At 45.8% G+C, this 22,094-nt stretch carries 15 protein-coding genes; 7 read left to right on the top strand and 8 right to left on the bottom strand.

Going from position 1 to position 22,094, the window contains the following annotated elements:
• Positions 1–8 precede the first annotated feature (8 nt).
• Positions 9–554 (top strand): hydrolase, encoded by a 546-nt coding sequence (locus IE070_RS09500; protein WP_189482815.1) that lies wholly within the window; start codon positions 9–11, stop codon positions 552–554.
• 83 nt (positions 555–637) lie between these two features.
• Here IE070_RS09500 and IE070_RS09495 read toward each other — a convergent pair whose 3' ends face one another.
• The 3 genes from IE070_RS09495 to IE070_RS09485 all read right to left on the bottom strand — a co-directional run bounded on the left by IE070_RS09495 (position 638) and on the right by IE070_RS09485 (position 3,543).
• Positions 638–1,423, bottom strand: a complete 786-nt coding sequence (locus IE070_RS09495) for a S1/P1 nuclease (protein WP_189482813.1) — start codon at positions 1,421–1,423, stop codon at positions 638–640.
• Positions 1,424–1,460: 37 nt separating this feature from the next.
• A complete protein-coding gene (locus IE070_RS09490) occupies positions 1,461–2,300 on the bottom strand; it encodes a 23S rRNA (adenine(2030)-N(6))-methyltransferase RlmJ (RefSeq protein WP_189482811.1) in 840 nt (279 codons plus the stop codon).
• 259 nt (positions 2,301–2,559) lie between these two features.
• A complete protein-coding gene (locus IE070_RS09485; protein ID WP_229797011.1) occupies positions 2,560–3,543 on the bottom strand; it encodes a hypothetical protein in 984 nt (327 codons plus the stop codon).
• 452 nt (positions 3,544–3,995) lie between these two features.
• Between IE070_RS09485 and IE070_RS09480 the strand changes: the two genes are divergently transcribed.
• Positions 3,996–5,291 (top strand): ribonuclease J, encoded by a 1,296-nt coding sequence (locus IE070_RS09480; protein ID WP_229797019.1) that lies wholly within the window; start codon positions 3,996–3,998, stop codon positions 5,289–5,291.
• An 8-nt stretch (positions 5,292–5,299) separates the two neighbouring features.
• On the opposite strand, the gene IE070_RS09475 is transcribed toward IE070_RS09480, so the two are convergent.
• On the bottom strand, positions 5,300–6,316 hold the full coding sequence (locus IE070_RS09475; protein ID WP_189482809.1) for a LacI family DNA-binding transcriptional regulator: 1,017 nt from the start codon (positions 6,314–6,316) through the stop codon (positions 5,300–5,302).
• Between the two features lie 441 nt (positions 6,317–6,757).
• Here IE070_RS09475 and IE070_RS09470 point away from each other — a divergent pair, with 441 nt between their 5' ends.
• Entirely contained in the window at positions 6,758–9,433 is a 2,676-nt protein-coding gene (locus IE070_RS09470; RefSeq protein ID WP_189482807.1) for a TonB-dependent receptor, read from the top strand.
• Positions 9,434–9,775: 342 nt separating this feature from the next.
• Here IE070_RS09470 and IE070_RS09465 read toward each other — a convergent pair whose 3' ends face one another.
• Entirely contained in the window at positions 9,776–12,379 is a 2,604-nt protein-coding gene (locus IE070_RS09465) for a family 20 glycosylhydrolase (RefSeq protein WP_189482805.1), read from the bottom strand.
• A gap of 215 nt (positions 12,380–12,594) precedes the next feature.
• Here IE070_RS09465 and nagK point away from each other — a divergent pair, with 215 nt between their 5' ends.
• The 3 genes from nagK (at position 12,595) to IE070_RS09450 (ending at position 16,146) form a co-directional block, all read left to right on the top strand.
• A complete protein-coding gene (gene nagK / locus IE070_RS09460) occupies positions 12,595–13,548 on the top strand; it encodes an N-acetylglucosamine kinase (RefSeq protein ID WP_189482803.1) in 954 nt (317 codons plus the stop codon).
• A 2-nt stretch (positions 13,549–13,550) separates the two neighbouring features.
• Positions 13,551–14,669 carry an N-acetylglucosamine-6-phosphate deacetylase gene (gene nagA / locus IE070_RS09455; RefSeq protein ID WP_189482801.1) on the top strand — a complete coding sequence of 373 codons (1,119 nt, stop codon included), beginning with the start codon at positions 13,551–13,553 and terminating at the stop codon, positions 14,667–14,669.
• A 157-nt stretch (positions 14,670–14,826) separates the two neighbouring features.
• Positions 14,827–16,146 carry a sugar MFS transporter gene (locus tag IE070_RS09450; RefSeq protein ID WP_229797010.1) on the top strand — a complete coding sequence of 440 codons (1,320 nt, stop codon included), beginning with the start codon at positions 14,827–14,829 and terminating at the stop codon, positions 16,144–16,146.
• Positions 16,147–16,218: 72 nt separating this feature from the next.
• On the opposite strand, the gene nagB is transcribed toward IE070_RS09450, so the two are convergent.
• On the bottom strand, positions 16,219–17,010 hold the full coding sequence (nagB, locus tag IE070_RS09445; RefSeq protein ID WP_189482799.1) for a glucosamine-6-phosphate deaminase: 792 nt from the start codon (positions 17,008–17,010) through the stop codon (positions 16,219–16,221).
• 270 nt (positions 17,011–17,280) lie between these two features.
• Here nagB and IE070_RS09440 point away from each other — a divergent pair, with 270 nt between their 5' ends.
• The gene (locus IE070_RS09440) at positions 17,281–19,413 is read left to right on the top strand and encodes a hypothetical protein (protein ID WP_189482797.1); all 2,133 of its coding nucleotides are present in this window, start codon (positions 17,281–17,283) and stop codon (positions 19,411–19,413) included.
• A gap of 285 nt (positions 19,414–19,698) precedes the next feature.
• Here the strand turns inward: IE070_RS09440 and IE070_RS09435 are convergent, their stop codons facing one another.
• On the bottom strand, positions 19,699–20,691 hold the full coding sequence (locus IE070_RS09435) for an oxidoreductase (protein ID WP_229797009.1): 993 nt from the start codon (positions 20,689–20,691) through the stop codon (positions 19,699–19,701).
• Between the two features lie 20 nt (positions 20,692–20,711).
• Positions 20,712–22,091 carry a PEP-CTERM-box response regulator transcription factor gene (prsR, locus tag IE070_RS09430; protein WP_189482795.1) on the bottom strand — a complete coding sequence of 460 codons (1,380 nt, stop codon included), beginning with the start codon at positions 22,089–22,091 and terminating at the stop codon, positions 20,712–20,714.
• Positions 22,092–22,094: the final 3 nt, after the last annotated feature.

Genomic DNA, 22,094 nt, shown 5'->3' with positions numbered 1-22,094 from the left:
AGAGAGACATGCTTATTCAAGCGCAGCAGAGTCAGGTGTTATTAATTGATATTCAAAGTCGATTAGCGCCCGCTATTTTTGATCATGCGGCAGTGAGTCAGGCGGCGGCATGGGTACTGCAAGTGGCAAGCTTGTGTGAGGTGCCGGTTATGGCAACGGAGCATTATCCGAAAGGACTTGGGCACACCTTACCTGCCTTGGCAGAATTAATTCCTAGCACTGCCATCTACGAAAAAATTCACTTTAGTGCCTTACGTGAAGCAACGATAGCCAATGCCTTGGCACAAGCGCAACGATCTCAAGTTATAGTATTGGGTACCGAGGCCCATGTGTGCGTGTTACAAACGGTGATGGATTTATTGGCGGCGAAGTATCAGGTATTTGTGGTCAGTGAAGCCACCGGTTCACGCACACCAGAGAATAAGCAATTAGCATTCTCGCGCATGCAGCAAGCCGGTGCGCAGATTGTTAGCCAAGAAATGCTAGCGTTTGAGTGGCTAGAAAAAGCGGGAACCGAATTATTTCGACAGATCAGTAAAGGCTGGATCCGCTAAGCCTAGCGCATTACTGCAGCATTACCCAGTAGCGTAAATGTTTTGCCCCCAGCGTCAGCTTGAGGGCATTGTGTACGCCGGCGTTAGCGCGGCTGCGCAAAAAGCTGCTCTAATACCCAAGCCAATCGCACAGCAGCTTGTTGTAAACGCTGTTCTAGCACCGGTTGGTGTTGAGTAACATACGCCTCGTCTATTAACATCCCTGGACGATAATTCTGGTAAATATCATAGGTTATGGCAGCGGATTCGTTAGCCCAATCAAGCACCGTTCCCTGTTGCCATTTAGCAATATGTTCAGGTGTTATCTGCAAAAACAGCGCTTCTTGTTTCTCAAAATTGTTTTCATAGCCAAGCGTGTTTAAGATATTGCCATCCCAGACACCATGCAAGTTAGTGGGCGTTTCGTGACTCAAAAAATAAACGGCGGTTCGATTGCCGCCTAAATCATCGGCATAACTGACATGCAAAGGTTGATGTAAATCGCCTATGTGATGCGCTAAAAACAACAATGCTTGCCAATCATCAGCATCGTTCTGTAATCGCTGCTGCATATCGGCAATGGCCGATAAAATACACCCTTGCTCTGGACAATTCTCTAAGCTCACTTGCTTTTCGCCCCGTGGCATATTCACGTAATGATGTGGTGCGCTCCAACGAAACGCCTCTTCACGTCTTACTTCATCAGGCCAAGCACAGGCTGTCGCAAATTCATTATGGGGCGATGCAGCAACCAGGCTGGCAAGGTGTTGTTGGGTGCTGCTGCTGACCAACTGTAAAGCCATATCGCAAACCATACCGTGGCCGGTGCGACCAAAACCATGACTGTGAAAACTCAGTAGCATGCTAAAGATAACCAATAGATAACGCATTGTATTCTCCAAGTTGTTCTTCAATCTATTCTGCAACCTATTCTGCAACTAATGGGGTGATTTGCACCGTGCTGTGCACTGAGCCTATTTGCGATAGCACCTCTGTTAAGGCCTGTCGCATTTCTGTAGCGAGAGTAAAGGGAGGATTGATCACGAGCATACCGCTGCCCGTCATACCATGACCGCTACTGTCAGCATGCAAGTTGAATTCAATACGAAGCTGGTTTTTAATACCACTCGCTACAATGGCGGCAATAAAAGCCTCAACGGCTGGGCGTTCAATCACCGGATACCAAATAGCGTAGGTTGCTTGTGGCCAACGCTTATACGCGTCCTGCAAACCGTTTACCAGATCCTGATATTCCGTTTTAAGCTCGTACGGGGGATCCATCAACACGACACCCCGTTTAACCAGTGGCGGAAGCATCGCTTTAAATCCGGCATACGCATCAATATTTTCAATCCGAGTATAACGGCGTTTTACAAACTGACTCTTCAATAGCGGGAAATCGGTTGGATGTAACTCTGTTGCTTGCAAGTGATCAGATTGGCGTAACATCAGCGCCGCAATTTTGGGTGAGCCTGGGTAGAAATTAAGGGTGTCATCTGGGTTTAGCTGTTTTACCAATCCCAGATAGCGTTGCAAAACGGGGCTTTGTGCTTGGTAGTGCCAGAGCTTAGCGATACCGCCTTGGTATTCCGCTGTTTTTTGGGCATGTTCGCTCTGTAAGCTATACAGCCCGGCGCCAGCATGGGTATCGTGATAGCAAAAGGGTTTATCTTTTTTCAACAGATAATCCAGTATCGCCACTTGCGTAAGGTGTTTTATCACATCTGCATGATTACCCGCATGATAACTATGACGATAACTTAACATCGAGAAGACCTTATCTGGAAATTTTCAGGCGCCAAGGATACTGCCTTAACGGTAAAATACAAGTATGAGAATGAAATAGCACCAGTTTTGAACCCGTACCTCTTAGTCATTTTAAGCCATGCATCTCAGATGTAATAGGCGTTTTTTATCGAGAGAGTAAAACGCGCTATCGCAATGCTTAATGTTAATAGCGCTTAAACCTGTGCCGAATACCAAACAAATGCTTGGCTATTCGGCAAAATTGAATGTGCTAAAAAAATTAATTAGCAGGTTTGTTGTCTTTTTTAGGTGTTGGTTTTTGCTGTTCAATTAACCGTTTTTGTTCATCAATCGCGTTTTGCAATTGTTGTTTAGGTTGTTCGATTAATAGCTGTTTTTGTTCATCAATCGCGTTTTGCAATTGTTGTTTAGGCTGTTCAATTAATTGCTGTTTTTGTTCATCAATCGCGTTTTGCAATTGTTGTTTAGGTTGTTCGATTAATAGCTGTTTTTGTTCATCAATCGCGTTTTGCAATTGCTGTTTAGGCTGTTCAATTAATTGCTGTTTTTGTTCATCAATCGCGTTTTGCAATTGCTGTTTTGGCTGTTCGAGCAATTGCTGTTTTTGTTCATCAATCGCGTTTTGTAACTGTTGTTTAGGTTGTTCGATTAATAGCTGTTTTTGTTCATCAATCGCGTTTTGCAATTGTTGTTTAGGTTGTTCAATTAATTGCTGTGTTTGCTCTTCCAGTTGTTTTTTAAGCATTTTTTCCGGATCACTTGCCATTTTTGCATAATCTACCAGCTCATCAGGCCATACAGGCAATACGGCTTTGGCTTTTTGCTCTACCGCTTCGGCAAAAATGTGCGTTACGCCGCCTTTGCTTATTAATACTGCCATTTGGTTTGTTTCAGCATTCCACACAAAGCCAGCTTTCTCGGCTAACGTTGGCAACGGTGTGTAGTTAGAGGCAACATAAAACAATGGCCCTTGCTGTTTAATTTCATCAGCAGTGTTTAACAGTGTTACAGCCGTCAAGTAATGTTCACCCAGAAGGGGTTCTAACCGTTTTTTAATGATGGGCTGCTCAAATAAGTTTACTTCGTTAGGATCTAAGCCGACCATGGGTTTCATTATCGCCCACATCAGCTGACCTTGGGGAGATAACAATAGGGCAGGGGCAACGCAAGCACTTAACAAAACGGCTAGTAATAACAAACCAAGGCGACCTGACACACGCGTATTTACGACATAAGCGAACATAGTTTTAACTACCTAAATGGGACTAAGATTGACGTTGAGTTAACCCGGAACCGAGTTGCGCGCACTCTAGCATGCTGCTTAATGCTTAACCACATTAGCAATGTAAAATATATTCTGTTAGAGGCGATCAGAAGCAGAACCAGGTTCGCCGTGGATGCTTAAAACTGCATATGTAGAATATGTTGCCTGATTACTCGTGCGGCTGATGTTGTCACTTATCAGCTATGCGCAACAAGCTAAAACCCAAATAGCCCCTTTGGCCGTAGTCTTAGAATAAGCATATCTACTCGGATCTTGAGGTCAGTGAGGTATCGTAATAGACTTGTGTCAGCGGAAACATCACGTTATCCGCTTTAAAGGGGGCTATTTTGAGTAAGGCAGTAGTATTCGATATGCAGCCCGGGCTAAAAGATTTATGGTTTTTGCCGCTGGGAGGCTGCGGCGAAATTGGCATGAATTTAAACCTATATGGGCATGATGGCCAGTGGTTAATGGTAGATTGCGGCGTCACGTTTTATAATCCATTACAACCCTTATCCACTGCTGCGCCAAAGCTTACCGCAGAAGTACAAGCAGCTGATCCGAGCTTTATTTGTCAGCAACGTGAACGCTTGTCTGCCATTATTATAACGCATGCACATGAGGATCATGTCGGCGCATTAATCCACTTATGGCCACGTTTACAGGCTCCGGTGTATTGCACGCCGTTTACTGCCGAAATTTTGCGTCGAAAAATTGCCCGCAGTGGTCTTTCTACCGAGATGCCGATAATCGAGATCCCACCTGGAGGCACCTGTCAGTGTGGTCCGTTTTTGATCAATTGGTTAAACATTACGCACTCGATACCTGAGCCGCAAGCGTTATTAATTAGCACTGAAGCGGGTAAGGTGTTTCATACCGCAGACTGGAAAATGGATGCTGCGCCTATTTTGGGACGGGCATTTAAACCTCAGGTATTTAAACGCTTGGCTAAACAAGGCATTACTGCCATGGTGTGCGATTCTACTAATGCGTTAAAAAGCGGTTTTTCATTATCTGAAACAGCCTGTTATCAGGCACTTTTAGAAGTGATTAAGCCGGTTAAACAACGGGTTGTCGTCAGTGGTTTTAGCAGCAATATTGGCCGATTAATCAGCCTTGGCCGTGTGGCGCAGCAAAGTGGTCGGTATTTAGCATTATTCGGTCGTGCCATGGAAAATATGCTGGGCGCTGCCAGACAATGTGGTTTTTGGCCAGAAGATATTCCGCTGATTGACGTGGGGCATATTGGCTTTTTACCGCCAGAAGAAGTATTAGTTGTGGCAACCGGAAGTCAGGGAGAGCCCCGAGCCGCCTTAACTAAGCTGGCTGAAGATCGTCATCCGCATCTATTACTCGAAGAAAACGATTTAGTTATTTTCAGTGCCATTATGATCCCCGGCAACGAAATGCTAATAAGCCGCTTAATTGATAAGTTTAAAGCAAAAAAAATACAGGTACTGCAACCCAGTGATACCTTGTTGCCTATTCATGTTTCTGGTCACCCTAATCAGGGCGAACTCGATTTACTCTATCGATATGTGAAACCCGCGATTGCGGTTCCCGTGCATGGCGAACTGCCGCATATGCAAGCGAATGCCGCTGTTGCGCGTCAAGCAGGCGTGCCACAGCAACTGCTTGGTCAAAATGGCGATCTTTTTGTATTAGCACCACAAGCTCGCTGCTGGCAAAATTTTGTCAAAGCCGGGCGAATTGCGATAGACAATTAATGGCGGCTTTAAGCGCGTGTTGATTCGCGTACTAGGAGTTCCGGTACAAAGACAGGTTGCTCAAAATTAGCATTAGCAGATGTCTGTTTACAGGCTTTAAATAATAATTCAGCCGCTTGGCAGGCAATAATGCTATTCGGTTGGTTCGCCGTTGTTAGAGGTGGCCACGTTTGACGTGAAAACGGGCTGTTTTCAAAACCGGCAATAGCCAATTGTGCTGGAATGTTAATGTGTGAGAGTCTTGCGCAAAATAGCGCTCCAGCAGCAATTTCATCATTACAGGCAAAGATTGCACTGGGTTTGTCAGCCATTGCTAAGAGTGTTTGCGCACCTTGCACGCCAGACTCAAATGAATATGTGCCTGGAATAATATAATCGTCGTTTAAGGTTATGCCTCTTTTAGTTAAAGCCGCTTTAAAACCGGCTAATCGCTCGCCACTAGAGCTGTGCTCCTCATCACCACATAAAAACGCTAATTTACTGTGTCCCTGATCCAGTAAATGATTTGTAATTCTAAACGCGGCGGTGAAGTCATCAATTAACACACAGTTTTTGAGTTTGTCTGAGGGGGTAGAACCAGAGATAATTCTAACGAAATCAATGCCCTTTTTATCGAGCTCAGCGGCAAGTTCCGGCATCTCAGAAAATGGCGGAGTTAATACCAACCCCGCTAAACGTGAGCGTTCAACCAGATCAAGCACTTCATTAACGATGTTTGTCGATTTAGCATTGGTAGGGTGAATTAACAATTCATAACCATGTTTACGGCAAGCTTCTAATAAACCATTTTGCATATCAATAATGTAATACGCATTGGGATTATCGTACACATAGCCAATGCTATAAGACTTGCTGCTGGCCAGATTGCGTGCCGCTGCATTGGGTTGGTACTGTAATTGCTTAACTGCCGCCATAACTTTGTCTACAGTATCCTGACGAACAGAAGGTTCATTGTTCATCACGCGAGACACCGTTTTAATGGATACACCGGCCAATTTTGCTACATCATTAATCGTTACTTTCATCTTATCTTCAAGTAGTTAGTCTGCGGCTATTATGCGATTGATTATCAGATAATCGCAATTAGTTTATATCGATATGACAGCGCTAGTCATTAATATTGTACAGTTATCGCCTAGAAGAATTGACAGCATTACAATTAATTTTGCGATATGTCGATAACGGCTATCAAAGGCATAGTATTTTTTCAGCTAAAACAATGGCTGATGGCAAGGTTGTATGTTGTTTATTTCGTTGAATTTTATTGACTTAAGTTAGCTTGTATAACTTTAGGAAAGTGAAATGTGTTTGCACCTGAGCCCTTGTTACCTCGCAATTATGCCCCCCTGATTAAAAAAACAGCTTATGCTGTTTGCAAAGCCAGATTTTTTTGTGTATGGTTACTTTATGACAGCGTTGTCATAAACATAAAAACAAGACTACCAGAACAGGAACGGGAGAATCCCATGCTTAACCAAAAGATCGGCATTTGTGCCTTAGCAGTAAAAGCAGCTTTAATAACCAGCGGGCTTGGCGTAGCGTCGCTTTCTTATGCTGAAAACGCGGCAAACACTGATGAGGCTGTCGAAGTTATTCAGATCCGGGGTATTAAAGCATCACAACAAGCAAACCTAAATGCTAAACGTTACTCTGATGCCGTCGTTGATGTGGTTACTGCGGAAGATATTGGTAAATTTCCAGATCGTAACGTTGCCGAATCATTATCTCGGATCACCGGTGTTGGCGTAAGCCGTGAATTTGGTGAAGGCGAAAAAATTACCATTCGTGGTGCAAGTTCTGCCACCAATCGTACATTGTTAAATGGCCAAACCGTCGCGACAGCGGATTGGTTTATTTTGGATAATCCTGGACGTAGCTTTAACTATACCATGCTGCCTTCAGCCCTTGTTTCTGATTTGGAAGTGTATAAATCGCCAATGGCCAGTATTGACGAAGGTTCTATCGGCGGTACTGTGATATTAAGAACCCGTAAACCGTTGGAATTAGACGCAAACAGCGCCAATTTATCCGTTGAAGGGCAATATTCTGAAATGTCAGGAGAGTGGGATCCACAATTGTCTGGTTTGTATTCGTGGAAAAATACGGATGACACAGTAGGCATACTGGTTTCTGCGATAAAACAAGATCGCACCGTGGTGCGTGAAGGGTTTGAGATTTTAGGTTGGCCGAAAAACCCGGGGTTAGATGCCCGTTTACCCAGTCATATTGGGGTGCCACGGTTTGAACAGCAACGTGAACGCGAAACCTTATTTGCTTCATTTCAATATGCACCCTCTGCCAATTTTGACATGACAGTCAATGCACTGCACTCTAAAGTTGATGCCAATAACCAAAATGCCAACTGGTTGGTATTTATCAATAACGATGCGGCATTACTTGGTAATACCAGCTTAGTGAATAATAGTGTTGTTGCAGGAACTGTGGCAGCAGGGGGCACTTCAGCCTACAACTTTATTAATCGGGTTGCGTCAACAGAAACTAAAGGCTTAGATTTTGATTTAACTTACCGTGCAGACAACTACGAGTTGCATGGTCAATTTGGTACAACACGCGCTAAAGGCGGTACTCTGCGCGAAACCTCTTGGGAATATGGCGCGACCACAGGATATAATTTTGATTTACGCGGCAATACACCAAGCGCCAGTACCAATGTAAATGCAGCGGATCCTGCACAATTTCGTGCTGGATGGATCTGGGGTGGCGAAAAGCCGACCACGGATGAAGAAAATTATGGACAGTTAGATTTAAGTCTTCCAGTCGATTATGGTGTTTTCAAGCAGATTAAAACCGGTATTAAACTGCGTGCTGCTGAGCGCACTCAAAGCCGCACGGCTTACAGTTGGCATGGACCTAACACGCTATCAGATGCAAGTTTAGCCCCAGATTGGCCTGTTTATTTGCAGTATATTTTCAATACTTGCCCAACGTTAGCCCAATGTAATTTAACGACCGGCACACAAAATATTAATGCCGCGGTAAATGGTAATTTAGGTCAGCAAGTTATTCATAATCGCGAACGTATGGAAGAAATTGCCTTTGTTGGCTTAAACGGCGTAAAGGCCGATTATGCTAAATCGCTAATTTTAGCGGAGAACTGGGCCGTTGAAGAAGATATTACTGCCCTGTATTTACAAGGCGATTTCGAAGGCGAGGGCTTTCGCGGTAACTTAGGCGTACGCTATGTGGATACCCGTCAAACCTCAGGTGGCTACGAGTTTTCTGATGATAGTTGGGGCTTTTTAACTATTGATCGCGAGTGGCTTCGTCCGGCAGAACTCGCTTGGGTTGAGGTAAATAACAACTATAAAGAAGTCTTACCCAGCTTTAACATCGCGTTTGATTTAACGACCGATTCCTTATTACGTTTTGGTGCAGCGCGAGTTATGGCTCGGCAAAATTGGAATGATATTTCTACCTCTGTCAGTTATGGCTCATTAAATGTTGCGCAGCCAACGGGTACAGCTAGTAACCCATTGTTAAAGCCTCAGATTGTTGATCAATTTGATTTAAGTTATGAATGGTATTTCAATCCATCATCGGTATTTGCCGCAACGTACTTTATTAAAGATGTTAAGAGCTATCGCAGTTTCTCTACATTTACTGGGCAGCGCTACTGGGAGCAAGAAGAGCGGCTAGTTGATGTGACCTTTACGCGGCCGACGAATGGCCCTGGTGGACAAACGCAAGGGATGGAGCTGAGCTATCAGCAGGCTTTTGGCGATTTTGGGGTAATGGCTAATTACACCTATACCGACGCTAAACGAGATGAAGAACGTGATCTTACCAAGCCAGGCTCCGGTTTAGTTGAGGGTACGTCAAAGCATATGTATAACGTAAGTGGTTATTATGAAACAGATTTATTCAGTGTGCGTTTGATGTATAACTATCGTACCGAATGGTATAAAGGGTTACATTTCAATGGCGATGAATTGTGGAATGATGCCTATGGTCAGGTTGATGCCAGCATTAACTACAATTTAACGGACAGTGTAGTGCTGTCGTTTGAAGCGATAAATCTAACCAATGAGCGGGTTACCGAATACAACACGGATCCAGCGCGCTTATTTTCTATCTATGAAAACGGTCGTCGCTTTGTTGCTGGTGTCCGAATGGCGTTCTAACGCTTTTCTCTACGCGTTTTCCCTGGTGTAAAAGGTTGATACATGGATGTATCAACCTTTTTTTGCTTTAGACATTATGAAAATCATCCTTGACCTTAGCTGCAGTAATCACGAGCTTGGTCATAATACCTCTAACTATCTTGAGCAAACCCTCTTGTAACAGGCATAACCTGTTGCTATCAAACGTACTTTAGTGCATTGGTCACTAAGTCACCCTGTTGCGCCTTAAGCAGCGCAAGTACTCTTAATTAATCGCGATGCCAAACCTAGTGCAACGCAACAGGGCTAGAGCAACGTAACAGGGCTAGAGCAACGTAACAAGGCTAGTGCGACCTAACAAGGCTAGTGCAAGGTAACTGGCTCAAGTACAAGCGTTCGGCTAGTTAGCTTACCTAGGCGGCTACGCAGTAAAATAGGCTTATCTTGGCTCGCTAAAGGTTGCTGGTAGTGCTGCCAATGTTGGCCTTGATCTAAGCTGAACTCTATGTGTAAGTGTGGCCAAGCCACATTAGCATGCCATTTTGTTTGTTGTAGCAAGGCGCCTGGCGGCGGTAAATAATGTAAGCTGCCACTGTGTTGCAGGCGTACCAATTCTACTGCGCTTAAGCGAGCTGAGAAGCTCTGCCAATCGGCTTTCGCCAAGGCATTTGTTTTTTCTGGCTCCCAAGGGGCTTTATGCCAAGCGCGTTCGGCCAAGGCCAACAATCTTGGGTAAATCATTTGTTCTAATTGCGCAGGGGTACGAATGGTTTCACTCCATACCTGGCCTTGAATACCTAACATATTTTCAGGTTTTTCTAATGCAGGTAATGGGCGACCCACTAAGGCCGCTAAATCGGTGATCGGAGTGCCATCGCGCTTAAATTCGGCATTGTGATATAAATGGTCTGGCCGATAAAAGAACACGCGTTCGGTGTCATTGTAGCGCGTCGCCCAATAAAAGCCGCGCTCTTCGGGGTGGGCTTCTTGCGGATGATCAAAATAAAGATGGGTTCCCGGCGACTGTACAACGTGATACCCCTGATTCGCAAACACATAAGCCCGATCACCATAGCCCCATTCCCAAATATTATCCCAAGCATTTACAATCACCTGTTCATTATTAAATTGTGAACGAGGAAAGGGCGTATGAGGATCGGCCATTAATCCATCTTCCCAGGCTGCCATACCCAAGCCTCGTTGGTTGGTCAATTCGGCCACCTTATTAATAAAATACGGTTTAAAATCAGCAACACTGTTTACTTTAGGATGGTTAGCAATAAGCTGTTGGCAAGAAGGCGCTTTTTCCCAAGCACCTTTGCCAACTTCATCACCGCCCATATGGAATATCTCTAAGGTTACACCGGCTTCTTGATACATCAATTGTATTTCAGCAATCACTTTATCAACAAAGCGGTAAGTTGAGTCCAAGCAAACATTCACGGCATTATCATTGTAATTCTGTACGGTAAGATATCGAGACAGATCGTTGTCTTCCGTTAAACGATAGCGTAATGCGTCTTCCGGTTTACCTGCTGCCAGTAATCGTTGATAGCGAACTTCCATCGCTTTAATGGCGGCTCGCGCATGGCTGGGTAAATCGACTTCTGGGATCACCTGTATATGGTGCTCCCGAGCGTATTTAAGTAATTCAATAAAGTCAGCACGACGAAAATAACCATTACCTGAGGCCGACGGATGAGGGCCGCTGCCTAATTGAGTCAGCAAACACTGTTGTTCCGTTAAATCAAAACACCGTATGGCACCAATCTCGGTAAGTTCTGGTAAGCCAGGGATCTCCAGGCGCCATCCTTCATCTTCGGTTAAATGCAGATGTAACTTATTCAGTTTATATCGACCCATGTGTGCAATTAAACGCTTAGTGACTTCAACACCGTGAAAGTTTCGCGCCATATCGTAATGCATACCACGCCAGCTATAACGTGGCACATCGTCAATGCTCACATTCGGTAACTGCATAGTGGCTTTAGCACTGGCATTTGGCTCGGTAACCGGCATTAAGGCCAACAAGCTTTGAATACCATAAAACACCGCAGCGGCATCATAGCCAACAATATTAATCGCTTCCGGGGTGATTGTAAGTTGATAACGCTCCGCGTGTTGCAGGGCTTTATCAATCGTAAGGCCTATCGTTTTTTGTGCTGGTACATTCGTTAGTTCAAGCTGGGGGAGACCGAGCTGCTGTAATTGCCGTTGTAAGTAAAAAGCTTCGTTGTGAAGTGCTGCTAACGCGATTATTCGCCAACTCGAATCAAGTTGAGTAATACCATCATGCTGCACCAGCTGCTGCACTTTGGGAATAATTCGGGTGGCTACACTTTGCTCTGACATGAATGCGGCGTTGTTAGTAGCGGGTTTAGGTTCACGCTGATGCCGTTCATAGCGTGCAGCGTTCGTCACCGTAGGGATCAGATCGCCTTGATCAATATGACGAAGCTGTTGTTGACGAGTCACAAGTGGTCTTACAAATTGTTGCCAGTCTTCCGTATCCGTATTGGCAAATATTTCTGGCGCTAAGCCGTCTATTACCATAAAAGCTCTGGGCATAAAGTCGCTATAGCTAATCATCCACGGAGCAGATTCAAAGGGTACGGTTAGCTTTTTACCTGATGCAAGGCCGGCAAAGTTATTGGTGGGTGTGATGCGGTGTAAATCACCCTGAACATGTTCAATTTTCAGCCCTTGGCTTTCACTATCGTGTATTTTACGAATAAGATGAAAATAAATAACCCATTGGGTATTGCCCGCAGCTAAGGGTAAGCGACTGTGATTCTCTAACTCAATTGCACCGGTAAAGGTGGCGGGCGTGGCGAGAAGATTATTAGTAGTACTAAACCATAACGCGGTATTTTGGGTAAATTCGGCGAGTTGTGCTTGCGTGGTAATATTGGCTAAGGCGCAACGGCTAAAAATACTCAGGACAATAAGTAAAAAGAATCGGTTCATTTGCAGATATCTCCGCTGTTGCTAAAAAAAATGCGCTTGTTTTAAATAAGGCGCTTGTTATTTGCTGTAATTGCGATATGCTGAAAAAATGACAACGCTGTCAATTTCTCAGAGCACTGTATGGATGTCAAGCTAATTCAGCACATATCCAGAATAAAGTCGCGACTGAGTAGCACAGTACATGAGCCATTTTAACAGCAAGTGAAGGAGTGCTGATGTCCAGCATAGCGCCAGTAAAGCAGCCCTATTATTTAGGTATTGATGGGGGAGGGAGTAAATGCCAGGTTGTGTTAACTGATGCCTCAGCAACCGTACTAGGTAAAGGTTTGGGTGGGCCAGCCAACCCATTACGTGGTATGGAGTTAACGACGCAATCTATTTTAGATGCGACCTATCAGGCTCTTGAGCAGGCTGCGTTACCGGCCTCCGTTATTGGTAGCCTTACAGTAGGTGCCGGATTAGCGGGGGTGAACATCCCAAAATATCATCAGCTCTTTAGTACTTGGCAGCATCCATTTGCAGCACTGCATTTAACGAGCGATTTGCACGCTGCCTGCATTGGTGCGCATCAGGGCCGAGATGGTGCAGTGATCATTTGTGGTACTGGCTCTTGTGGTTTGGCGGCGGTAAAAGGACAAGTGTTGGAAGTGGGGGGGCATGGTTTCCCCTACGGCGATAGCGGTAGCGGCGCGTGGTTTGGTTTACAATTATTACAGCGAGTTTTAAGAAGTAAAGATGGTTTATTGGCGCCAACCCGCATGACGGAATTATTGCAGCAAGCGCTCGGCATTACTGATACGGTCGCGCTGGCGACGCATTTTATGCATGCTTCGGCCACCGAGTATGCGCGTTTAGCGCCTCTAGTGTTTGATGCTGCCGAACAACAGGATGTACAAGCGCTGCAAATTATTGCAGAAGGGGCAAGTCACGTAAACGCCATTGCCAAAAGATTATTAGTGCTCGAACCACCGGCAATCACCTTAATAGGTGGATTAGCCCCCAAGCTAATACCTTACTTAGATACACACATTCGTGCATTATTAGTCCCCGCATGCCAGCCACCTGAATTTGGCGCTATCTGGTTTGCAAAGACTGCAGATCAACGTGCTGGCAGCAGCACGGTTATTAACAGTCATGCGGGGATATCCCCCTATATTTTGGAGACATAACAATGCAACGTATTGCCGTTGAGCGGTTATTTACTGGTGAAGAATGGCTCGAGCATGTAGAGATAACGATTGCGCATGGCGTGATCCAAGCCGTTCAACCCAGTTCTGGTGCAGTATTATCAGGAACGCTTGTCCCAGGTTTTATTGATTTACAAGTTAACGGTGGGGGGGGCGTGTTGTTTAATACTGCGCCTGAATACACTACCTTGCAGCGCATGATGCGAGCACATAGCCAGTATGGAACAACGGCGATGCTCCCTACATTGATCACCGACGATCTGGCTGTAATGCAGCGCTGTGCTGATGTGATTGCGTTAGCTATCGCGCAAAAAGAGCCAGGTATTATTGGCGTACATTTTGAGGGGCCACACTTATCGGTACCCAAAAAAGGTGTGCACCCAGAGCAACACATTCGCGGCATTTCCGAACAGGAATTAGCCCTTTATAGCCGCTCTGATTTAGGCATACGCTTACTAACGGTCGCACCAGAAAACGTGTCACCAACACAGATAGCCCAATTAACCGCCGCCGGTGTCCGTGTATGGTTAGGGCATTCTAACGCCGATGCCGCCACTGTGCAGCAAGCACTGGCTGCTGGCGCTTGTGGCTTTACCCATTTATACAATGCCATGTCGCCACTAACTTCTCGTGAACCCGGTATGGTTGGCGTGGCGCTAACTGATGAACACAGCTGGTGCGGCTTAATTTTAGATGGTTTGCATATGCATCCACTGGTTGCAAAACTCGCATTATTAGCTAAGCCAAAAGGTAAGGCATTAATTGTGACCGACGCAATGTCACCGGTTGGCACTGATGAAACAGAGTTCGCATTTTTTAGCGGCAAAGTACGTCGCGATGGCAACAAGCTTACTAACGAAGCAGGGGCATTAGCGGGCTCCGTACTCGATATGGCGGCTGCAGTGCGCTATGCCATTACAACCCTAGATGTTGCCCCTGCGGAAGCATATCGGATGGCGTCGCTGTACCCAGCGCAAGCCTTAGGTGTGGCAGCACAGCGTGGATACTTATTACCGGGCTATGCGGCAGATTGTGTGTTGCTTGATGCGCATGGTCAGGTTCAACAGTGCTGGATTGCAGGAAATAACCCGCAGCCTAGTTAAGCGGTACAGTCAAAACGATGGTTAAAAATAAAACGACTTAATACAGCGACAAAACAACAACAGCGATTATCGTGATAACCCTAAAATCTATTAACTACCACGATAACCGCATTTAAACAGCAACTAAAAAAATTAAGCATATTTGACAGGACGAACAATGGAAAATACTCTCACATCGCAGCGTCAGCCATCCACGCTAACCCCCATGCTCATTATCGGTATTTTGTTTTTTATATTTGGTTTTGTAACCTGGTTAAATGGAGCACTGATCCCCTTTTTGCAAATTGTGTGTGAGCTAAATGAGTTTCAGGCCTTGCTCGTCACGTTCGCTTTTTATATCGCTTACACGGTAATGGCCTTACCTATGTCGTTTTTACTAAATGTACTGGGTTATAAAAAAGGCATGCTAGCGGGCTTATTAATTATGGCCGTGGGGGCATTATTGTTTATACCCGCGGCACAAAGCGCATGGTATCCGCTTTTCTTGTTAGCGCTTTTCACGCTAGGAACCGGCTTAACCATTCTGCAAACCGCTACCAATCCCTACATCGTGTGTATTGGTCCGCACGAAAGTGCCGCCATGCGCATCAGTATTATGGGGTTAGTTAATAAAGCTGCAGGGATCGTTGTACCGGTAGTTTTTGCGGCTTTAGTGCTCAGTGACATTGAACAGTTCTCTGCCGAAGCCCTTGCATTATTAACCGCTACTGAGCGGGAATTGCAGTTAGCCGCGTTATCGGCTCGGTTGGTTTTACCTTACGTTTATATGACAGGAGCGCTGTTACTGTTAGCGGTATTTATATGGTTTGCGCCTTTACCTGAGTTACCAGAGCAGGAAGGGGCAGAAACAAAGCGTAAAGGCTACATCAAAGCTGCATTAGCTTATCCACAGCTGGTATTGGGTGTGGTGGCATTATTCTGTTATGTCGGTGTCGAAGTGATTGCTGGCGATACCATTGGTTTGTACGGTAGCCAACTTGGTGTGGCACATTTTGGTATTCTCACCTCCTATACCATGAGCTTTATGGTCGTTGGCTACATTTTGGGGGTGTCATTAATCCCTCGTTATTTGTCACAAACCTTAGCGCTACAGTTATCCGCTATTTTTGGCTTGTTGTTTAGTTTCGGCGTTTTATTCGCATCCGCTGACAGCGTGCAGTTGTCACACCTTGTCTTAGGATGGCTAGGGGTACCCTTAGTGCCTGATACCGTATTTTTTGTAGCGCTGTTAGGGTTAGCTAACGCATTGGTATGGCCAGCGGTATGGCCGTTAGCACTGGCTGGTTTAGGTAAGCTCACTGCAACAGGTTCGGCCATGTTGATTATGGGTATTGCTGGGGGAGCGGTATTACCCCTTACTTATGGTTATTTGGCAGAATCGTCGGGTAACAGTCAGGCCGCCTATTGGATTTTAGTTCCGTGTTATTTATTCATTCTATTTTATGCGTTTAAAGGACATAAATTGCGGCAGTGGTAAGAGGGTTTTAGATAAAGCCGCCAAGCTTATGGCGGCTATTATCTGGATAGGTGAGCAAGTATTGTCACATTATTATCGTTTAAGCTGGCGTAATAACGCCTCGTTTTCCCGCTCTATATGTTGATAAAACGCCATATCAGTCAATTCTGACGCGGCAGCTTCATCAATAACAATTACCGCATGTTGATGTAGCTGAAGCGCTGAAGCGGGACAACTCGCGCTTAACGGCCCTTCAATCATCGCTTTAACGGCTGCTGCTTTTGCACTGCCCGTTGCAAGTAACACTACTTTGCGCGCATCAAGAATGGTGCCGATACCCATGGTGATGGCCAGATGCGGCTGATATTCGTTAGGTTGAAAAAAGCGAGCATTATCCGCAATCGTTGCAGCAGTTAGCGTTTTAATGCGAGTGCGCGATTGCAAACCCGAGGAGGGTTCATTAAAACCAATATGGCCATTGCGACCCAGCCCTAAGAGTTGCAAATCTATACCGCCTGCAGCAGTAATTTGCCGCTCGTAGTCGTTACAGGCGTGAAGTGGATCAGGCGCATTACCATTGGGTACCGCGGTGTGTTCTATTCGAATATCAATATGGTTAAACAAGTGTTGCTGCATAAAATAGCGGTAGCTTTGCGGATGATCAGCAGCAAGCCCAAGATATTCGTCCAAATTAAAGGTTTTAACCTGTTTAAACGATACACTTTCCACGCGATATGCATCAATCAGTTGCTGATACAACGCCAGGGGAGTCGAGCCTGTTGCCAGCCCTAGAACGGAATCAGGTTTTGTCACAATTTGCTGGATAAAAATTGCCGCGCCATACTTGGCTACCGCAGCTGCATCGGGTTTTATCACAACTTGCATAATAGTGCTCCTGTGCCACCTGTAAAAAAATAACGTGGCTTTTTAAGCCGACGCAACACCGCTAATGTAGCAGAACTAAACACAATTGACAACGCTGTCATTTTGCATTGAGATTTTATCTAAACAGGTTTTTGATACTAGCCCAAAGAACAATATGCAATTGAGAATACAAAGATAGTTCGTAAATAACCTTTTTTTAATTTAGCCATGGCAAGCTTTACTAAGCTGCATTATGCTGAGTGTAACTAACCCCCTGCAAGGAGCAGAAACTTGTCTACTTCGACCTCAGCGCATCAATGGCGTTTTTTTCGTTCTGGCGGCTTTGATCAAGTCGCTATTACCACTGCGGCAGATTTACAGCATCTAGCGCTGTTAGATCCAAAACTATGGACCGTGCTTAATTGTCCTACCACCGGCTTAGAATTTGACGATAAAACCTTGGCGATCATGGATCAAGATGGTGATGGCCAAATTCGCGTACCTGAGATTTTGGCGGCGGTACGGTTTAGTTGCGAACGCTTAACTAATGCCGACGTTATGTTTGCCGCACCGGGATTGCCACTGAGCAGTATTGCTGAACATGACAGTGTAGGGGCAGGGATCAAAGAGGCGGCGCGCCAAGTGCTGGCGTATTCTGGTAAAGACGCTGATCAGTTGATACAAGTGGCTGACTTACAGGACAGCACCCGGTTGTTTTCGGCCGATCACTTTAATGGTGATGGCGTGATTATGCCAGAGCTCACCACCGATCCCGTGCTACAGCAGCTGATGGTAGATATCATCAGCACACAAGGTGGCGTAGCGGATCGCAGTGGCGGGGTAGGGGTTAATCAGGATACGCTGACCCAGTTTTGGCAGCAAGCCGAGCATGTTGCGGCTTGGCATACAGCCTTTACCGAAAGTGAAGGGCAATTATGTCCTTTGGCGGGTGAAACGGCTGAAGCCGTAGCGATTTTTGAATCGGTAAACGCCAAAATTAATGATTATTTTGTACGTTGTCAGTTAGCGGCCTTTGATGCACGTGCGGTAGACAGCTTAAACCCTGTAGCCGGTTTATATGATGCGCTAGCTAATCGCGTTGTTGCTGGCGCAGATCAAGACATTGCAGATTTACCGCTATCTGCGATTGCGGCAGACAAACCGTTATCGCTCACCACGGGGGTAAATCCAGCTTGGGCTGAAAAAATCGCGCAATTTAGCGCCAAGGTTTTAACGCCGCTATTAGGAAAAACCTGTACCGAGCTCACGTACTCCGATTGGCAACAGGTATCAACACAGCTAGCCGCATGGCGTAATTGGATGGCTCAAAAGCCAGATTCGGCATTACACACCCTTGGCTTAACGCGTATACAAGAGATTTTAGCCAGTGATGGCCAGCTGGCACTGCAGGCTTTAATCACGGCTGATTTAGCAGCAAGCACCTTTGCCGATAACTTAGCGGCTTTAGAGCAGTTAGTGCGTTATCAACGTGATCTTGTTACCTTACTGCGTAATTTCGTCTCCTTTAGCGATTTTTATCAAGGCGAGACCAAAGCCATTTTCCAAGCCGGTACCTTATATCTTGATCAACGCAGCTGTGAGCTTGTATTGCAGGTTGCAGATTTGGCACGTCATGCCACCATGGCGCCCTTTAGTGGCTGTTATTTGGTATATTGCACGTGTGTGCGTCAGGGCGAGGCGCCAATTAATATTGTTGCCGCCTTAACGGCAGGTGATGTTGATGAATTGATGGTATCTGGGCGTAATGGCATATTCTATGATCGCAAAGGTCGAGATTGGCGTGCCAGTGTAACCAAAGTAGTGGCACAGCCTGTCAGTATCCGCCAAGCGTTTTGGTCACCTTACCGCCGTATGGCTGCATTTATTGAAGCGCAGGTGCAAAAATTTGCTGCCTCGCGTGATAAAGAAATAGAAGCGAAAACCACCAGTGGCGTAGCCGATTCCGTGGCGGCGCCTGCTGCGGCCCCCAGCAACTTTGATATTGCTAAATTTGCCGGTATTTTTGCCGCTTTTGGTATGGCAATAGGGGCCTTGGGTACTGCGTTAGCGGCTATCGTTGCTGGGTTGTTTACCCTTTTCTGGTGGCAGATCCCCTTGGTGTTTATTGGCGTGATGCTGGCCATTTCCACCCCCTCAATGTTAATGGCGTTTTTAACGTTGCGTCGACGCAATTTAGGCCCCTTACTAGATGCGAATGGCTGGGCGATGAATACGCGCGCTAAAATCAATTTACCCTTTGGCGCAGCACTAACCGGTTTAGCCCATCTTCCTGCTGGCGCTAAACGCTCATTGCATGATCCTTATGCAGAGAAGAAAAGCCGTTGGCCGCTGGTTTTAGTGGTTATTGCCATTGTGGTAGTTGGCGTGGTGCTGTTACAACAATTAGGGGCAACGCCCGGTTAGTGTATAGCTTGGCTTGGTGGCTGGCATTTAATCTTGTCGTTAATAATGCCAGTAACCATGCCGTTAATCATGTAGTTAATCATTTAGTAAATCATGTAGTTAATATTGCTGGGTTACGTTTGGTAACCCGGCACATCCTAACGCTTACTTTAATAGGTCGATCACGTTAATTAGTCGATCACCTAAATAAGTCGATCACGTTAATAAGTCGATCACCTAAATAAGTCGATTACGTAAAGAAGCCCTGTTTAAGGTAATAAAATGCGGCTTACCGAGCATAACGCGCTACATAATCAGCTGATTTTTCGCGAGTTCTAACCAATACATCACTCTGGCTGCTTGCCTGGCGGGAACGGGATTCGCGGCTTCACCTTGAATGGCTGCAGCCAATTGCGCGTAATACTGCTGATAGCCTCCGCGCGATAATACGGCAGCGCCACTTTCTAACGCCGCATCAGGCCTTATCCCCCAATTGGGCGCTAAAGGCGTTAACCCTGCTTTCAATTGCTCTTCTTGTGGATCTAGCCCCAGGCACTGCCAGTGTCCTTTGCTACCCTGTAATTCAAAGCGCGGCGTTGGGCTGGCTTGCAGCATCGAAGCCTGTAAATGCACCTGATGCTGCGCATAATGTAAGGTAATGGCAAATTCATCATCAACCGTTGCCCCAATTCGGCGGATCTGAATATGGCCGCTAAGGCGCAGCGGCTCACCAAATAAAAGCAGTGCTTGATCCAATAAATGTGGGCCTAAATCGTACCATAACCCCGCACCTGGAACGGCTTGCTCGCGCCAGCGTTGTCGTACCTCGGGTCGATAACGATCAAAGCGTGATGTGAGGGACTGCACGGTGCCGTAAGTGCCGGTGTTTATATGCTGTTGCAGCGTGATAAAGTCGTCATCGTAGCGCCGATTATGAAAAACGGATAATAAACGATTATTGTGCACAGCAAGCTCGCACAAGCGCGTGGCTTCGGCAAAGGTTAGGGTAAAGGGCTTATCAACCACAACATGCTTACCGGCGTTTAGGGCGGCCTCGGCTAAACTGAAATGGCTGGCATTAGGGGTAGCAATCACAACAATATCAATGTGGGGATGAGAAATTAAAGCCGAGATGTCGGCTTCCACCCTAATCTGGTTGCCAACAGCCTGTTGTAATACTTGCCCTTGACGTGAACCAATATGCGTTAACGATAGCGCAGAGCAGCTTTGTATCAAGGGCGCGTGAAAGGTTTTTCCGGCATAGCCATAACCCAACAATGCAACGCGTAAAGATGACATGATCTTAAAAATAACCTTGTTTACGAGGGAAGTGCATTGCCGTTATCTGCGTCGGCGCTACGTAAATCATACAATTTATATTTATCGATTAAGGCATACAGGGTAGGCCGAGTAACGCCCAGTAAGTCTGCCGTTTTCGATAAATTATTGCTCGACAACATATAGGCTTGGCGGATCCCTTCAGATTCTGCTTGCTCGCGAATTTGCCGTAGTGTTTGCATCTTAACCGGACTTTGCCCTGCTCTGAGATTAAGATCGTCAGCACTGATAAATTTCGCTTCGGCTAAAATCACGGCCGACTTTAATTTGTTTTGTAACTCACGAATATTGCCTGGCCAAGAATGCGCTAACATGGCATTGGTCGCGCATTCAGTAAACCCCTGTATTTGGGTTTTATACTCTTGGTTAAAGCGATGCAGTAGAGCTTTAGCAATAATGATAATATCGTGCCCACGATTACGCAGTGGCGGTATACGCAGCACAATTTCACTTACGCGGTAGAATAAATCTTCACGGAAGCTTTGCTGTGCCACCATCTCTTGTAAATCACGATGGGTAGCACAAATAACACGCACATCTACTTCAATTTCGCTACGTCCGCCCACCCGTTCAATCACACGCTCTTGCAAAAAACGTAGCATTTTTGCTTGTAAGCTAAGAGGCATATCGCCAATTTCATCAAGTAACAATGTGCCGCCATTAGCACATTCAATTTTTCCAAGTGTGGTTTTACCCGCACCAGTGAAGGCACCTTTCTCATAACCAAACAACTCGCTTTCTAACAAGTTCTCTGGAATAGAGGCACAGTTAATAGCAATAAAAGGTTTATCAGCGCGGCGGCTTTGTTTATGAATAGCGCGGGCAAACACTTCTTTTCCTGTGCCACTTTCGCCCAGTAATAATGTGGTGATTTCGGTTGGCGCAATTTTTTCAACGGTACGGCAGGCTTTTTGAATGACTTCGCTATTACCAATTATATCGGCTTGTTGCTGACTACTTGCCCTAAGCGCGTGGTTTTCTTTTTCCAACTGGGCCAGTTTAAAGGCTCGTTGCAAAATAATGGTTAGTACATCGGCATCAATCGGTTTTTGATAGTAATCGTAGGCACCCAGGGCGATAGCTTGTAAAGCATGGTTATTATCCGTGCTTCCTGTTAACACAATAACTTTGGTTTCTGGTAAGGCACTAAGGATCTCGCTTAAACAGGCTAATCCTTCGGTGGCATTCGCGGGATCAGGCGGTAAACCGAGATCTAAGGTCACTACTGCCGGTTCATAACGGCGCAATTGCGTCATGGCTTGTTGGCGATCACCTGCAAATACTAGCTCGTAGTCACTTAGGCTCCATTTAAGCTGCTTCTGGATCCCAATATCATCTTCTATTACCAAAACAGTATTCATGTT

Origin of the sequence: Alishewanella tabrizica (assembly GCF_014652375.1) — a bacterium.
GTDB lineage: Bacteria > Pseudomonadota > Gammaproteobacteria > Enterobacterales > Alteromonadaceae > Alishewanella > Alishewanella tabrizica.
The sequence above is the reverse complement of the archived record's forward strand: the minus strand, read 5'-3'. Positions and strand labels throughout refer to the sequence as shown.

What these genes read in the sequence shown, in the direction of transcription:
- IE070_RS09500 (WP_189482815.1), top strand. Translation starts at nt 9, where the DNA reads ATGCTTATTCAAGCGCAGCAGAGTCAGGTGTTATTAATTGATATTCAA.
- IE070_RS09495 (WP_189482813.1), bottom strand. Translation starts at nt 1,423, where the DNA reads ATGCGTTATCTATTGGTTATCTTTAGCATGCTACTGAGTTTTCACAGT.
- IE070_RS09490 (WP_189482811.1), bottom strand. Translation starts at nt 2,300, where the DNA reads ATGTTAAGTTATCGTCATAGTTATCATGCGGGTAATCATGCAGATGTG.
- IE070_RS09485 (WP_229797011.1), bottom strand. Translation starts at nt 3,543, where the DNA reads ATGTTCGCTTATGTCGTAAATACGCGTGTGTCAGGTCGCCTTGGTTTG.
- IE070_RS09480 (WP_229797019.1), top strand. Translation starts at nt 3,996, where the DNA reads ATGAATTTAAACCTATATGGGCATGATGGCCAGTGGTTAATGGTAGAT.
- IE070_RS09475 (WP_189482809.1), bottom strand. Translation starts at nt 6,316, where the DNA reads ATGAAAGTAACGATTAATGATGTAGCAAAATTGGCCGGTGTATCCATT.
- IE070_RS09470 (WP_189482807.1), top strand. Translation starts at nt 6,758, where the DNA reads ATGCTTAACCAAAAGATCGGCATTTGTGCCTTAGCAGTAAAAGCAGCT.
- IE070_RS09465 (WP_189482805.1), bottom strand. Translation starts at nt 12,379, where the DNA reads ATGAACCGATTCTTTTTACTTATTGTCCTGAGTATTTTTAGCCGTTGC.
- nagK (WP_189482803.1), top strand. Translation starts at nt 12,595, where the DNA reads ATGTCCAGCATAGCGCCAGTAAAGCAGCCCTATTATTTAGGTATTGAT.
- nagA (WP_189482801.1), top strand. Translation starts at nt 13,551, where the DNA reads ATGCAACGTATTGCCGTTGAGCGGTTATTTACTGGTGAAGAATGGCTC.
- IE070_RS09450 (WP_229797010.1), top strand. Translation starts at nt 14,827, where the DNA reads ATGGAAAATACTCTCACATCGCAGCGTCAGCCATCCACGCTAACCCCC.
- nagB (WP_189482799.1), bottom strand. Translation starts at nt 17,010, where the DNA reads ATGCAAGTTGTGATAAAACCCGATGCAGCTGCGGTAGCCAAGTATGGC.
- IE070_RS09435 (WP_229797009.1), bottom strand. Translation starts at nt 20,691, where the DNA reads ATGTCATCTTTACGCGTTGCATTGTTGGGTTATGGCTATGCCGGAAAA.
- prsR (WP_189482795.1), bottom strand. Translation starts at nt 22,091, where the DNA reads ATGAATACTGTTTTGGTAATAGAAGATGATATTGGGATCCAGAAGCAG.